The 13,376-nt window shown below is 61.8% G+C and carries 12 protein-coding genes; 9 read left to right on the forward strand and 3 right to left on the reverse strand.

Annotated elements, in window-relative coordinates; all coding sequences use genetic code 11:
- Nucleotides 1-97 precede the first annotated feature (97 nt).
- On the forward strand, nucleotides 98-316 hold the full coding sequence (infA, locus tag QQ992_RS18530; protein WP_002553999.1) for a translation initiation factor IF-1: 219 nt from the start codon (nucleotides 98-100) through the stop codon (nucleotides 314-316).
- Nucleotides 317-486: 170 nt separating this feature from the next.
- On the opposite strand, the gene clpA is transcribed toward infA, so the two are convergent.
- Both clpA and clpS read right to left on the reverse strand, forming a co-directional pair.
- Nucleotides 487-2,757, reverse strand: coding sequence for an ATP-dependent Clp protease ATP-binding subunit ClpA (clpA, locus tag QQ992_RS18535; RefSeq protein ID WP_104834320.1), 2,271 nt, complete (start codon nucleotides 2,755-2,757; stop codon nucleotides 487-489).
- A 30-nt stretch (nucleotides 2,758-2,787) separates the two neighbouring features.
- Entirely contained in the window at nucleotides 2,788-3,150 is a 363-nt protein-coding gene (gene clpS / locus QQ992_RS18540; RefSeq protein WP_013973290.1) for an ATP-dependent Clp protease adapter ClpS, read from the reverse strand.
- A gap of 230 nt (nucleotides 3,151-3,380) precedes the next feature.
- On the opposite strand from clpS, the gene cspD reads away from it, so the two are divergent.
- Nucleotides 3,381-3,641: a cold shock domain-containing protein CspD gene (gene cspD / locus QQ992_RS18545; protein ID WP_286110639.1), complete on the forward strand. Its 261-nt coding sequence runs from the start codon at nucleotides 3,381-3,383 to the stop codon at nucleotides 3,639-3,641.
- Nucleotides 3,642-3,710: 69 nt separating this feature from the next.
- On the opposite strand, the gene icd is transcribed toward cspD, so the two are convergent.
- Nucleotides 3,711-4,967 carry an NADP-dependent isocitrate dehydrogenase gene (gene icd / locus QQ992_RS18550; RefSeq protein ID WP_286110640.1) on the reverse strand — a complete coding sequence of 419 codons (1,257 nt, stop codon included), beginning with the start codon at nucleotides 4,965-4,967 and terminating at the stop codon, nucleotides 3,711-3,713.
- Nucleotides 4,968-5,498: 531 nt separating this feature from the next.
- Between icd and QQ992_RS18555 the strand changes: the two genes are divergently transcribed.
- The 7 genes from QQ992_RS18555 (at nucleotide 5,499) to QQ992_RS18585 (ending at nucleotide 13,268) form a co-directional block, all read left to right on the forward strand.
- Entirely contained in the window at nucleotides 5,499-7,724 is a 2,226-nt protein-coding gene (locus QQ992_RS18555) for an NADP-dependent isocitrate dehydrogenase (protein WP_286110641.1), read from the forward strand.
- Between the two features lie 153 nt (nucleotides 7,725-7,877).
- Nucleotides 7,878-8,318, forward strand: coding sequence for an NUDIX hydrolase (locus QQ992_RS18560; RefSeq protein ID WP_286110643.1), 441 nt, complete (start codon nucleotides 7,878-7,880; stop codon nucleotides 8,316-8,318).
- A 59-nt stretch (nucleotides 8,319-8,377) separates the two neighbouring features.
- The gene (gene mnmA, locus QQ992_RS18565; RefSeq protein ID WP_286110644.1) at nucleotides 8,378-9,502 is read left to right on the forward strand and encodes a tRNA 2-thiouridine(34) synthase MnmA; all 1,125 of its coding nucleotides are present in this window, start codon (nucleotides 8,378-8,380) and stop codon (nucleotides 9,500-9,502) included.
- The gene (hflD, locus tag QQ992_RS18570; RefSeq protein ID WP_016711506.1) at nucleotides 9,499-10,125 is read left to right on the forward strand and encodes a high frequency lysogenization protein HflD; all 627 of its coding nucleotides are present in this window, start codon (nucleotides 9,499-9,501) and stop codon (nucleotides 10,123-10,125) included. Before mnmA ends, hflD begins: the two co-directional genes overlap by 4 nt.
- A 103-nt stretch (nucleotides 10,126-10,228) precedes the next feature.
- A complete protein-coding gene (gene purB / locus QQ992_RS18575) occupies nucleotides 10,229-11,599 on the forward strand; it encodes an adenylosuccinate lyase (protein WP_119369440.1) in 1,371 nt (456 codons plus the stop codon).
- A gap of 81 nt (nucleotides 11,600-11,680) precedes the next feature.
- Nucleotides 11,681-12,847 carry a ribosomal protein uL16 3-hydroxylase gene (locus QQ992_RS18580; protein ID WP_016711508.1) on the forward strand — a complete coding sequence of 389 codons (1,167 nt, stop codon included), beginning with the start codon at nucleotides 11,681-11,683 and terminating at the stop codon, nucleotides 12,845-12,847.
- Nucleotides 12,840-13,268 carry a GNAT family N-acetyltransferase gene (locus tag QQ992_RS18585; RefSeq protein ID WP_286110645.1) on the forward strand — a complete coding sequence of 143 codons (429 nt, stop codon included), beginning with the start codon at nucleotides 12,840-12,842 and terminating at the stop codon, nucleotides 13,266-13,268. The genes QQ992_RS18580 and QQ992_RS18585 overlap by 8 nt, the downstream gene beginning before the upstream one ends.
- The last annotated feature ends 108 nt before the right edge of the window (nucleotides 13,269-13,376 follow it).

Below are 13,376 nucleotides of genomic sequence, written 5' to 3' on the forward strand. Positions count from 1 at the left end.
ATTGGCTTGACACACAGTTTTCGGGCATAATCCACGCCACTTTTTTGCCCGGTGCGGATATGCGTCGGGCCAACACTGGATCCGAGGGCTCTACTGCATGTCGAAAGAAGACAGCTTCGAAATGGAAGGTACTGTCGTCGACACCCTGCCCAACACCATGTTCCGCGTGGAGTTGGAAAACGGGCACGTCGTAACCGCGCACATCTCCGGAAAGATGCGCAAAAACTACATCCGTATTCTCACTGGCGACAAGGTCCGCGTCGAACTGACGCCGTACGACCTGAGCAAGGGCCGCATCACTTACCGTGCGCGCTAAGCTCAAGCCATGAAAAAGCCCGGCCATGTGCCGGGCTTTTTTGTGCCTGCGAGATTGTAGGGGGCTGCTTTGCAGCCCATCGCGACACAAGGCCGCTCCTACAGGGATCGCATAACCCTTGTAGGAGCGGCCTTGTGTCGCGAAAGGGCCGCAAAGCGGCCCTCTACGGTTCAGGCAACTTCAGCCGTGGTCTCGAAGTCGAACACCAGTTCGCCATCGCGCAGATCGACGTGCACCACGCCACCATGCTCGGCCAGCTCGCCAAACAGGATCTCCTCGGCCAGCGGCCGCTTGATCTTGTCCTGGATCAGCCGCGCCATCGGCCGCGCCCCCATCTGCACGTCGTAGCCCGACACCGCCAGCCAGCCGCGTGCGGCATCGCTGACTTCCAGCAGCACACGCTTGTCTTCCAGCTGCGCCTGCAGTTCGATAAGGAACTTGTCGACGATGCTCTTGATCGTCTCGGTGCTCAGGCGGCCGAACTGGATAATGGTATCCAGGCGGTTGCGGAACTCTGGCGTGAAGCTCTTGCGGATCACTTCCATGGCATCGGACGCGTGGTCCTGATGGGTGAAGCCGATCGAGGCCCGCGCTGCCGTTTCTGCACCCGCGTTGGTGGTCATGATCAGGATCACGTTACGGAAGTCGGCCTTGCGCCCGTTGTTGTCGGTCAGGGTACCGTGGTCCATTACCTGCAGCAGCAGGTTGAAGACTTCCGGGTGGGCCTTCTCGATTTCGTCGAGCAGCAATACGCAGTGTGGTTGCTTGGTAATCGCCTCGGTCAGCAAGCCACCCTGGTCGAACCCTACGTAACCAGGAGGCGCACCGATCAGGCGCGACACGGTGTGGCGCTCCATGTACTCGGACATGTCGAACCGCACCAGCTCCACGCCCAGCGCCTTGGCCAGCTGACGCGCCGCTTCGGTCTTGCCGACGCCGGTAGGGCCGGCGAACAGGAACGAACCGACAGGCTTGTCTGGCGACTTCAGGCCAGCACGGGACAGTTTGATGGCAGTAGACAGCGAGTCGATGGCCTGGTCCTGACCGAACACGGTCAGCTTCAGGTCACGTTCAAGGTTACGCAGCAGTTCCTTGTCGGAGCTGGTGACGTGTTTCGGCGGAATCCGCGCGATCTTGGCGACGATGTCCTCGACTTGAGGCACATCGATGCGTTTGACGCGCATGGCCTCCGGCTGCAGGCGCTGGTAGGCACCGGCTTCGTCGATCACATCGATGGCCTTGTCCGGCATGTGCCGGTCATTGATGTAGCGCGAGGCCAGTTCGGCGGCGGCGCGCAGGGCTTCGTCGCTGTACTCGATGTTGTGGTGGCTCTCGAAGCGCCCTTTCAGGCCGCGCAGGATGCCCACGGTGTCTTCGACCGACGGCTCGCTGACATCCACCTTCTGGAAGCGACGTGCCAGGGCACGGTCCTTCTCGAAGATGCCGCGGAATTCCTGGAACGTGGTCGAGCCGATGCAACGGATCTCACCCGACGACAGCAGCGGCTTGAGCAGGTTGGAGGCATCCATCACCCCGCCCGATGCCGCACCGGCACCGATGATGGTGTGGATCTCGTCGATGAACAGGATCGCCTGCGGGCGCTTGCGCAGCTCGCCGAGCAGCGCCTTGAAGCGCTTCTCGAAATCGCCACGGTATTTGGTACCGGCCAGCAGCGCGCCCAGGTCAAGGGAATACACCACGCTTTGTGCCAGCAGGTCGGGCACCTGGCCATCGACAATGCGCTTGGCCAGGCCTTCGGCGATAGCAGTCTTGCCAACGCCCGCCTCACCCACCAGCAACGGGTTGTTCTTGCGTCGGCGCGCCAGGATTTGCGCCACGCGCTCCACTTCCTGCTCGCGGCCCACCAGCGGGTCGATACGGCCAGCACGGGCCAGCTCGTTCAGGTTGCTGGCATAGGCGTCCAGCGGGTTGCTCGAAGAGGAGGTTTCGCCACCCTCTTCGTCCTGCATGTCCTGGTCGCTTTCAGATTGCGAACCATGCCCCGGCACCTTGGAGATGCCATGGGCGATGTAGTTGACCACGTCGATGCGGGCCACGCTCTGCTGTTTCAGCAGGAACACAGCCTGGCTTTCCTGTTCGCTGAAGATCGCCACCAGCACGTTGGCGCCGGTCACTTCGCGTTTGCCAGAGCTTTGCACGTGGAACACGGCACGCTGCAGCACCCGCTGGAAACCCAGGGTCGGCTGGGTTTCACGGTCTTCGTCGTTGACAGGAATCAGCGGCGTAGTGGAATCGATGAACTCTTGCAGGTCGTGCTTGAGCTTGTCGAGATTGGCGCCACAGGCGCGCAGAACGGTCGCGGCAGCCTCATTGTCAAGGAGTGCCAGCAGCAGATGTTCGACGGTCATGAACTCATGACGCTTCGAACGGGCCTCCTTGAAGGCAAGATTGAGGGTGACTTCGAGCTCGCGGTTTAACATAGCTTCACCTCATACCCAAGTGGTCGGCGATTAACCGTCCTTCTCGATTTCACAGAGTAGCGGATGCTGGCTTTCCCTGGCGTATTGGTTGACCTGCATAGCCTTTGTTTCGGCGATGTCACGGGTAAACAATCCGCACACTGCCCGCCCCTCGGTATGGACGGTCAGCATGATCTTGGTCGCCAGCTCGCGGTTCAGATTAAAGAACGTCTCGAGCACTTCGACGACGAAATCCATCGGCGTGTAGTCATCGTTGAACAAAACCACCTTGTACATCGGTGGCGCCTGCAGGATCGGCTTGGCTTCCTGAACTGCAAGACCTGAGCCGTCGTCCTCATTCGATTGCGGGCGATCCTGATTGAATGTTAGTCGAATCTCACTAGGTGCATGCATGGAAAGAATTTCATCATGAGCGTCAGGTTAAGGTTGTGGGTTGACCGCACAGGCCACGAACGGCGCAGGCGCCGGGCGACCTTGACTATCGGCAAAACGGTGTTACAACCAATAAGAACCCACCGTGGTCGATAAAGATCCGCGCAGTCAACCAGATTTTTCGCAAGGTTCGTATGCGGATGAAGTGGATGATACTCCAGTGATGGAGTCCTTTGCAGAGGGACATAGGGATGGCAAGCGGTAAAGTCAAGTGGTTCAACAATGCCAAGGGCTACGGATTCATCAACGAGGAAGGTAAATCCGATGACCTTTTCGCTCATTACTCGGCCATCCAGATGGACGGATACAAGACACTGAAGGCGGGCCAGGCCGTGGAGTTCGAAATCATCCAAGGCCCCAAAGGCCTGCACGCGGTCAAGATAATGGACGCCGCTACCGCTGCGGCTGCCAAGGCCCAAGGCCAGACCGCGAGCGAAACCGTGCGCGCCTGATCGCCGCCCCGTGTCGTAATACGAAAAAACCGGTCGCCCCTTTAACCAGGCGACCGGTTTTCTCTTGCCTTACATATGTTTGATCATTGCATCACCAAAACCTGAACTGCCGACCAGCGTGGCGCCGTCCATCAGCCGCTCGAAGTCGTAGGTCACGGTCTTGGCCGCAATCGCGCCATTGGTGCCCTTGATGATCAGGTCGGCCGCCTCGGTCCAGCCCATGTGCCGCAGCATCATCTCTGCAGACAGGATCACCGACCCCGGGTTGACCTTATCTTGCCCCGCATACTTGGGCGCAGTGCCGTGGGTGGCCTCGAACATGGCCACGGTGTCGGACAGGTTGGCGCCCGGTGCGATACCGATACCGCCCACCTCCGCCGCCAGGGCGTCGGACAGGTAGTCACCGTTGAGGTTGAGGGTGGCGATCACGTCGTACTCGGCCGGGCGCAGCAGAATCTGCTGCAACATGGCGTCGGCGATGGCGTCCTTGACGATGACCTCGCGGCCGGTCTTGGGGTTCTTGAACTTCATCCACGGGCCGCCATCGAGCAGTTCGGCGCCAAACTCATCCCGGGCCACTTCGTACCCCCAGTCTTTGAAGGCACCTTCGGTGAACTTCATGATGTTGCCTTTGTGTACCAGGGTCAGCGACTCGCGGTCATTGTCCACCACGTATTGCATGGCCTTGCGCACCAGGCGCTTGGTGCCTTCTTTCGAGACCGGCTTCACGCCAATGCCGCAGTCCTGGTCGAAGCGGATCTTGGTGACGCCCATTTCCTCCTTGAGGAACTTGATCACCTTGTTGGCCTCGGGCGAGCCGGCCTTCCACTCGATGCCGGCATAGATGTCCTCGGAGTTCTCACGGAAGATCACCATGTCGACGTCGCCAGGCTTTTTCACCGGGCTCGGTACACCCTGGAACCACAGCACCGGCCGCAGGCACACATACAGGTCCAGTTGCTGGCGCAGGGCCACGTTGAGCGAGCGGATGCCGCCACCCACCGGGGTGGTCAGCGGGCCCTTGATCGACACCACGTAATCACGCACGGCGTCGAGGGTTTCCTGAGGCAGCCAGGTGTCCTGGTCGTACACCTGGGTGGCCTTCTCGCCGGCGTACACCTCCATCCAGGCAATCTTGCGCTTGCCGCCGTAGGCCTTCTGCACGGCGGCATCGACCACCTTGATCATCACGGGCGAAACATCGACGCCGATCCCGTCACCTTCGATGTAAGGAATGATCGGGTGGTCAGGCACGTTAAGCGAATGGTCTGCATTGACGGTGATCTTGGTGCCGTCGGTCGGAACCTTGATTTTCTGGTATCCCATGCTTGCACTACTCCGCGGTCGGGTGTGGTTTGGACATCATGCGATGCAATGAGCCTAAACCAGCTTTTCGCAGCTGCAAGCTTCAAGCGCCAAGTTGCAAGCTGATCACCTCACCCCCACTGTCCGTGCCCACTCCACAATCGCACAGAGCGCAAGCCACGAAGCAAGGACACTAGCAGCTTACAGCTTGCAGCTTCTCCTGCGACAACCCGCCACATTGCCGCTTAGTCTTTGGTCTTATAAATGGGCCGATATCACTTGGCCTTGCTGATTAGCCCGAATGGTTTGGTATACTCCGCCGCGACCGAAGGGTCATCGGGGCGAATCCCAGGAAAATGCGGACCGCCCTAGGCCATGAATGGCCGTAAAGCCTGGGCTGTTACCGCAGCTCAGCACTTGACGCTCGACTGATGCATCCACCATCACCGCTCGCAGCCTCTCGACTTTCCGCTCATGGCGTTGCCAGGGCGATGCGCCTACCCTGCGCACCACGAGACTCGAGCACGCTCAGCACACAGAGAGTTAACCCGCATGCCCACCCGTTCCAAGATCATCTATACCTTCACCGACGAAGCCCCCGCCCTCGCCACTTACTCGCTGCTGCCGATCGTCGAAGCCTTCACCGCTTCGGCTGACATCGCCGTCGAAACCCGCGACATCTCCCTGGCCGGCCGTATCCTTGCCGCCTTCCCGGAGCAACTGGGCGCAGAGAAGCAAGTAGGCGATCACCTGGCGGAACTGGGCCAGCTGGCTACCACCCCTGAAGCCAACATCATCAAGCTGCCGAACATCAGCGCCTCGGTACCGCAGCTCAAAGCCGCGATCAAGGAACTGCAAGGCAAGGGCTTCAACATCCCTGACTACGCCGACGAGCCGGCCACCGCGGAAGAGAAAGAGTCCCGCGCCCGCTACGACCGCATCAAGGGTTCCGCCGTGAACCCGGTCCTGCGCGAAGGCAACTCCGACCGCCGCGCGCCGCTGTCGGTGAAGAACTACGCTCGCAAGCACCCGCACAAAATGGGCGCCTGGGCCGCCGACTCCAAGTCGCACGTTGCCCACATGACCCAGGGCGACTTCTACGGCAGCGAAAAAGCTGCCCTGATCGAAGCTGACGACAGCCTGCGCATCGAGCTGGTCGGCAAAGACGGCAGCACCACCGTGCTGAAAGAAAAGACCGCCGTCAAAGCTGCTGAAGTGATCGACTGCGCCACCATGAGCCGCAAGGCCCTGAAAGCCTTCATCGCCGAGCAGATCGCCGATGCCAAGGCCTCCGGCGTGCTGCTGTCGGTACACCTGAAAGCCACCATGATGAAGGTTTCCGACCCGATCATGTTCGGCGTCATCGTCGAAGAGTTCTACAACGATGTGCTGGCCAAGCACGCCGCCGCACTGGCTGAAGTAGGCTTCAACGCCAACAACGGCATCGGCGACCTGTACGCCCGCATCAAGGACCTGCCAGCCGACAAGCAGGCCGAAATCGAAGCCGACATCCAGGCCCTGTACGCCGAGCGCCCAGCCCTGGCCATGGTCAACTCCGACAAAGGCATCACCAACCTGCACGTGCCGAGCGACGTTATCGTCGACGCCTCGATGCCGGCCATGATCCGTGACTCGGGCAAGATGTGGAACACCGCTGGCGAACTGCAAGACGCCAAGGCCGTGATCCCGGACCGTTGCTACGCTGGCATCTACCAGGCCACCATCGAAGACTGCAAAAAACACGGCGCCTTCGACCCGACCACCATGGGCAGCGTGCCGAACGTTGGCCTGATGGCGCAAAAGGCCGAAGAGTACGGTTCCCACGACAAGACCTTCCAGATCAAGGCCGACGGCGTGGTCCGTGTGGTCGATGGCAAGGGCAACGTCGTGCTGGAGCAGAACGTCGAAGCCGGCGACATCTTCCGCATGTGCCAGACCAAAGACGCGCCGATCCAGGACTGGGTCAAGCTGGCCGTCAACCGTGCCCGCCTGAGCAACACCCCTGCGGTGTTCTGGCTGGACCCGGCCCGCGCCCACGACGGCGTGATGATCGAGAAGGTACAAAAGTACCTGAAGGATCACGACACCACCGGCCTGGACATCCGTGTTCTGGCTCCGGTCGACGCCATCAAGTTCTCCCTGGCCCGCATCCGCGAAGGCAAGGACACCATCTCGGTGACCGGCAACGTGCTGCGCGACTACCTGACCGACCTGTTCCCGATCATGGAGCTGGGCACCAGCGCCAAGATGCTGTCGATCGTGCCACTGATGAACGGCGGTGGCCTGTTCGAAACCGGCGCCGGCGGTTCGGCTCCGAAGCACGTGCAGCAGCTGGTTGAAGAGAACTTCCTGCGTTGGGACTCGCTGGGTGAATTCCTGGCCCTGGCCGCTTCCCTGGAGCACCTGGGCAACACCTACGACAACCCGCGCGCCAAGGTTCTGGCCAACACCCTGGACCAGGCTACCGGCAAGTTCCTCGACACCAACAAGTCGCCTTCGCGCAAAGTTGGCGGTATCGACAACCGCGGCAGCCACTTCTACCTGACCCTGTACTGGGCCCAGGCCCTGGCTGCCCAGACTGACGACGCTGCCCTGCAGGCACGCTTCGCCCCGCTGGCAAAAACCCTGACCGAGAACGAGGAGACTATCGTCGCCGAGCTCAACGCCGTTCAGGGCAAGCCAGCCGACATCGGTGGCTACTACGCCCCGGATGCCGAGCTGACCGCCAAGGTGATGCGCCCAAGCCAGACCCTGAACAGCGCCATTGCCGCCCTGTAAGGTTCGCTTGAAGTAACAGCACAAACCCCGGCCACGCACCGGGGTTTGTGCTTTTTTAGCCACAAGTTTCAAGCTGCAAGCCACAAGCCAAAGCAGTTCGCGTACCGCTTAAACTTGCAGCTTGAAACTTGCAACTAAGGGAGAGAATCGACCGTGTCTTGGCAACCCCACATCACCGTCGCCACCATCGTCGAACACGAAGGCAAGTTCCTCTTCGTCGAAGAATTCAAAGCCAACCAGCACGTCTTCAACCAACCCGCCGGCCACCTCGAACCCAACGAGACCCTGCCCCAGGCTGCCCTGCGCGAAACCCTGGAAGAAACCGCCTGGGAAGTCGAGCTCACCGGTGTAGTCGGCATCTACCTCTACACCGCCCCCAGCAACGGCGTGACCTACCAGCGCATCTGCTTCGCCGCCCGCCCCGTACGCCATCACGCCGACCTGGCCCTGGACAGCGACATCGTCCGCGCCGTGTGGCTGAGCCGCGACGAGCTGCTGGCCGACCCCACCCGCTGGCGCAGCGAGCTGGTGCCGCGCTGCCTCGACGACTACCTCAAGGGCCCCCTGCACAGCCTCGAACTGCTACGCGACTGACGCAACGTCGCGGGTTTGATAGAATCGGCGTTTTTCCCCTCTGATACACACCGGTACCCATGACCAGCCCAGCACTCAAAGACCCCGCCAAGACCCGCGTCATCGTCGGCATGTCCGGCGGCGTGGACTCTTCCGTCTCCGCCCTTCTGCTCATGGAGCAGGGCTACCAGGTGGAAGGGCTGTTCATGAAGAACTGGGAAGAAGACGACGGCACCGAATACTGCACCGCCCGCGAAGACCTGGCCGACGCCCAGGCCGTGTGCGACCGCATTGGCATCAAGCTGCACACCGCCAACTTCGCCGCCGAATACTGGGACAACGTGTTCGAGCACTTCCTTGAAGAATACAAGGCTGGCCGCACGCCCAACCCGGACATCCTCTGCAACCGCGAAATCAAGTTCAAGGCGTTTCTCGACTACGCCCTGTCGCTGGGTGCCGACCTGATCGCCACCGGCCACTACGTACGCCGCCGCGATACTGGCGAGCTCACCGAACTGCTCAAGGGCCTGGACCCGAACAAGGACCAGAGCTACTTCCTGCACGCCGTCGGCGGCAAGGAAATTGCCCGCACCCTGTTCCCGGTCGGCGAACTGGAAAAGCCTGAAGTGCGCGCCATCGCCGAAAAGCACGGCCTGGCCACCGCCAAGAAAAAGGACTCCACCGGCATCTGCTTCATTGGCGAGCGCCGTTTCAGCGACTTCCTCAAGCAGTATCTGCCAGCCCAGCCGGGCGATATCGAAACCACCGAAGGTGAAGTGATCGGCCGCCACCATGGCCTGATGTACCACACCATCGGCCAGCGCCAGGGCCTGGGGATTGGCGGCCTGAAAGATGCCGGTGACGAGCCGTGGTACGTGCTGCACAAGGACCTGACCCGCAACGTGCTGGTGGTCGGCCAGGGCAACGAACACCCATGGCTGTTCTCCCGCGCCCTGCTCGCCTCGGAAATCTTCTGGGTCAACCCGATCGACCTCAGCCGCCCACGCCAGCTGACTGCCAAGGTGCGTTACCGCCAGAGCGACCAGCAATGCACCCTTGAGCTGACCGAAACCGGCTACCGCGCTGTGTTCGACGAGCCGCAGCGCGCCGTCACCCCGGGCCAGTCGGTGGTGTTCTACGACGGCGAAGTGTGCCTGGGCGGTGGCGTGATCGAAGCCGCTGAGCCGTGGAGCTCGCGCGCATGAGCAACCTGCAGGAGCAATTGATTGCCCTGGGCGGTGTATTCCAGGCTGCCGTGCTGGTTGACCGTATCGCCCGCACCGGCCAGGCCAGCGAGGCCAACATTGGCTGCATGCTCGGCAGCCTGCTGGTCCGCGACCCCAAGGACACCCTGGAAGTGTTCGGTGGCGACGACCTGAACCTGCGTGACGGCTACCGTGCACTGGCAGGCGCCCTGGAGCGCGACCCCAGCAGCCTGCAGCGCGAGCCGCTGCGCTATGCCCTGTCGATGCTGGGCCTGGAGCGCCAGCTGAACAAGCGTGGCGACCTGCTCGACACCATCGGCAACCGCCTGCCGCAAATCCAGTCCCAGGCCGAGCATTTCGGCCTGGTTCATGAAAACGTCATCGCTTCCAGCGGAGCCTTGTATCAGGACACGCTCAGCACCTTGCGCCAGCGCATCCAGGTGCATGGCGACATGCGTTTCCTGCAGCAGGCCAGCAACGCTTCCAAGATCCGTGCCCTGCTGCTGGCCGGTATCCGCGCCGCGCGCCTGTGGCGCCAGCTGGGCGGGCACCGCTGGCAGTTGGTGTTCAGCCGGCGCAAGCTGCTGAACGAACTGTACGACATGATGCGTTCGCCTTCCTGAAGACGCTTTTATAGGCCCGACCTTTGGTCAGCCACCCGACTCGGGCGCAAATTTCATGTATGATATGCGCCCTTCCAAAAGCCTGACTGTCCGAGAACACCCCATGCAGCTTTCTTCGCTCACTGCGGTTTCCCCTGTAGACGGCCGTTATGCCGGCAAAACCCAGGCCTTGCGCCCCATTTTCAGCGAATTCGGCCTGATCCGTTTCCGCGCCCTGGTCGAAGTGCGCTGGCTGCAGCGCCTGGCCGCCCACCCGCAGATCGGCGAAGTGCCGGCGTTCTCCGCCGAAGCCAACGCCCTGCTGGACAGCCTGGCCACCGATTTCAAGCTGGAACACGCCGAGCGCGTCAAGGAAATCGAGCGCACCACCAACCACGACGTCAAGGCGATCGAATACCTCCTCAAGGAGCAGGCCGCCAAGCTGCCTGAGCTGGCCAAGGTCAGCGAATTCATCCACTTCGCCTGCACCAGCGAGGACATCAACAACCTGTCCCACGCCCTGATGCTGCGCGCCGGCCGTGACGACGTGCTGCTGCCGCTGATGCGCCAGATCGCCGACGCCATCCGTGCCCTGGCCCACGCCCACGCCGACGTGCCGATGCTGTCGCGCACCCACGGCCAGCCGGCTTCGCCAACCACCCTGGGCAAAGAACTGGCCAACGTCGTGTACCGCCTGGAGCGCCAGATCGCCCAGGTTGCCGCCGTGCCACTGCTGGGCAAGATCAACGGCGCCGTGGGCAACTACAACGCCCACCTGTCGGCCTACTCGCAGATCGACTGGGAAGAGAACGCCCGCGCCTTCATCGAAGACGAGCTGGGCCTGCAGTTCAACCCGTACACCACCCAGATCGAGCCGCACGACTACATCGCCGAGCTGTTCGACGCCATTGCCCGCTTCAACACCATCCTGATCGACTTCGACCGTGATGTGTGGGGCTACATCTCGCTGGGCTACTTCAAGCAGAAGACTGTCGCTGGCGAAATCGGCTCGTCGACCATGCCGCACAAGGTCAACCCGATCGACTTCGAAAACTCCGAAGGCAACCTGGGTATCGCCAACGCACTGTTCCAGCACCTGGCCAGCAAGCTGCCGATCTCGCGCTGGCAGCGTGACCTGACCGACTCCACCGTGCTGCGCAACCTGGGCGTGGGCTTTGCGCACAGCGTCATCGCCTACGAAGCCAGCCTGAAAGGCATCGGCAAGCTGGAAGTGAACGAAGCCCGCATCGCCGCCGACCTGGACGCCTGCTGGGAAGTGCTGGCCGAGCCGATCCAGACCGTGATGCGCCGCTTCAACATCGAGAACCCCTACGAGAAGCTCAAAGAGCTGACCCGTGGCAAGGGCATCACCCCAGACGCGCTGCTGACCTTCATCGACGGCCTGGACATGCCAGCCGACGCCAAGGCCGAGCTCAAGCTGCTGACCCCCGCTACCTACATCGGTAACGCGGCAGCGCAGGCCAAACGCATCTAAGCTGACCGTCGCGTACAACGCCCGGCCTGGCCGGGCGTTTTTATTCCCGTACGAAAATTACGTTTTTTCAATAGGTTGAACATGAATCCTGATACTCCACTGCAGCTGCTCGGCGGCATCTCGGCCCGCGAATTCATGCGCGACTACTGGCAGAAGAAGCCGCTGCTGGTGCGCCAGGCCTTCCCGGACTTCATCAGCCCCATCGACCCCGACGAACTGGCCGGCCTGGCCCTGGAAGACGAAGTCGAGTCGCGTATCGTGCTGGAGCACGGCGCCCACCCGTGGGAGCTGCGCCGCGGTCCGTTCAACGAAGACACCTTCGCCGAGCTGCCAGAAAAAGACTGGACCCTGCTGGTACAAGCCGTGGACCAGTTCGTCCCGGAAGTGGCCGAACTGCTGGAAAACTTCCGCTTCCTGCCCAGCTGGCGTATCGATGACGTGATGATCAGCTTCGCCGCCCCGGGTGGCAGCGTTGGCCCGCATTTCGACAACTACGACGTCTTCCTGCTGCAAGGCCACGGCCAGCGCAACTGGAAGATCGGCCAGATGTGCAGCAGCGACAGCCCGCTGCTGGAGCACGCCGACCTGCGTATCCTGGCCGAGTTCGAGCAGAGCGAAGAATGGACCCTGGAGCCAGGCGACATGCTCTACCTGCCACCGCGCCTGGCCCACTACGGCGTGGCCGTGGACGACTGCCTGACCTACTCGGTCGGCTTCCGCGCCCCAAGCGCCGCCGAAGTGCTGACCCACTTCACCGACTTCCTGGGCCAGTTCCTGCCTGACGAAGAGCGCTACAGCGATGCCGACGCCCAGCCGGCCAGCGACCCGCACCAGATCCAGCACGACGCCCTCGACCGCCTCAAGGCGCTGCTCGACAAGCACATGAACGACAAGGACCTGCTGCTGACCTGGTTCGGTCAGTTCATGACCGAGCCGCGTTACCCCGAGCAGATCGTTGGCGAAGAGCTGAGCGAAGAAGAGCTGATCGATGCCCTGGAACAAGGCGCCATCCTGATCCGCAACCCAAGCGCACGCCTGGCCTGGTCGGAATTCGAAGACGACCTGCTGCTGTTCGCCAGCGGCCGCAGCTGCCCGCTGCCGGGCAAACTGCGCGAGCTGCTGAAGCTGGTGTGCGCGGCCGATGCCCTGCATATCGACAACCTGGCAGACTGGCTGCAAGACGAAGATGGCCTTATGCTGGTACAGCAGCTGGTCAAACAAGGAAGCCTGGGATTCGCCAATGAATAAGATCAGCGTTCGCCTCGCCGACTGGCACAAAGACAACGCCGACATTCGCCGTATCCGTGAGGCGGTGTTCATTGCCGAGCAGCATGTACCGCCGGAGCTGGAGTGGGACTCGGATGACCCGACCGCTGCACACTTCCTGGCTCTGGAAGGCGACTACCCGATCGGCACTGCCCGCCTGTTGCCAGACGGGACGATCGGCCGGGTATCGGTGCTGAAGGACTGGCGCGGCTTGAAAGTGGGTGACGCGCTCATGAACGCAGTCATCGTCGAAGCGCAGAACCGCGACCTGAAGCAGCAGATGCTCAGCGCTCAGGTGCATGCCACGCCGTTCTACGAACGGCTGGGCTTTCGCGTAGTCAGCGAGGAATTCCTCGAAGCCGGCATCCCGCACGTGGACATGGTGCGCAACTCGCGCGCCTGACCCACAACCTGCACCGGCCCTTTCGCGGGCTTGCCCGCGAAGAGGCCGGCACAGGTCAATGACATGCTCACTGACAAAAACCTGTACATCCATCCAGATAAAACTTGC

The sequence above is a fragment of the Pseudomonas kurunegalensis genome (assembly GCF_030291635.1).
Lineage (GTDB): Bacteria > Pseudomonadota > Gammaproteobacteria > Pseudomonadales > Pseudomonadaceae > Aquipseudomonas > Aquipseudomonas monteilii.

Coding starts and splice junctions, on each gene's coding strand:
- infA (WP_002553999.1), top strand. CDS start 98: ATGTCGAAAGAAGACAGCTTCGAAATGGAAGGTACTGTCGTCGACACC.
- clpA (WP_104834320.1), bottom strand. CDS start 2,757: ATGTTAAACCGCGAGCTCGAAGTCACCCTCAATCTTGCCTTCAAGGAG.
- clpS (WP_013973290.1), bottom strand. CDS start 3,150: ATGCATGCACCTAGTGAGATTCGACTAACATTCAATCAGGATCGCCCG.
- cspD (WP_286110639.1), top strand. CDS start 3,381: ATGGCAAGCGGTAAAGTCAAGTGGTTCAACAATGCCAAGGGCTACGGA.
- icd (WP_286110640.1), bottom strand. CDS start 4,967: ATGGGATACCAGAAAATCAAGGTTCCGACCGACGGCACCAAGATCACC.
- QQ992_RS18555 (WP_286110641.1), top strand. CDS start 5,499: ATGCCCACCCGTTCCAAGATCATCTATACCTTCACCGACGAAGCCCCC.
- mnmA (WP_286110644.1), top strand. CDS start 8,378: ATGACCAGCCCAGCACTCAAAGACCCCGCCAAGACCCGCGTCATCGTC.
- hflD (WP_016711506.1), top strand. CDS start 9,499: ATGAGCAACCTGCAGGAGCAATTGATTGCCCTGGGCGGTGTATTCCAG.
- purB (WP_119369440.1), top strand. CDS start 10,229: ATGCAGCTTTCTTCGCTCACTGCGGTTTCCCCTGTAGACGGCCGTTAT.
- QQ992_RS18580 (WP_016711508.1), top strand. CDS start 11,681: ATGAATCCTGATACTCCACTGCAGCTGCTCGGCGGCATCTCGGCCCGC.
- QQ992_RS18585 (WP_286110645.1), top strand. CDS start 12,840: ATGAATAAGATCAGCGTTCGCCTCGCCGACTGGCACAAAGACAACGCC.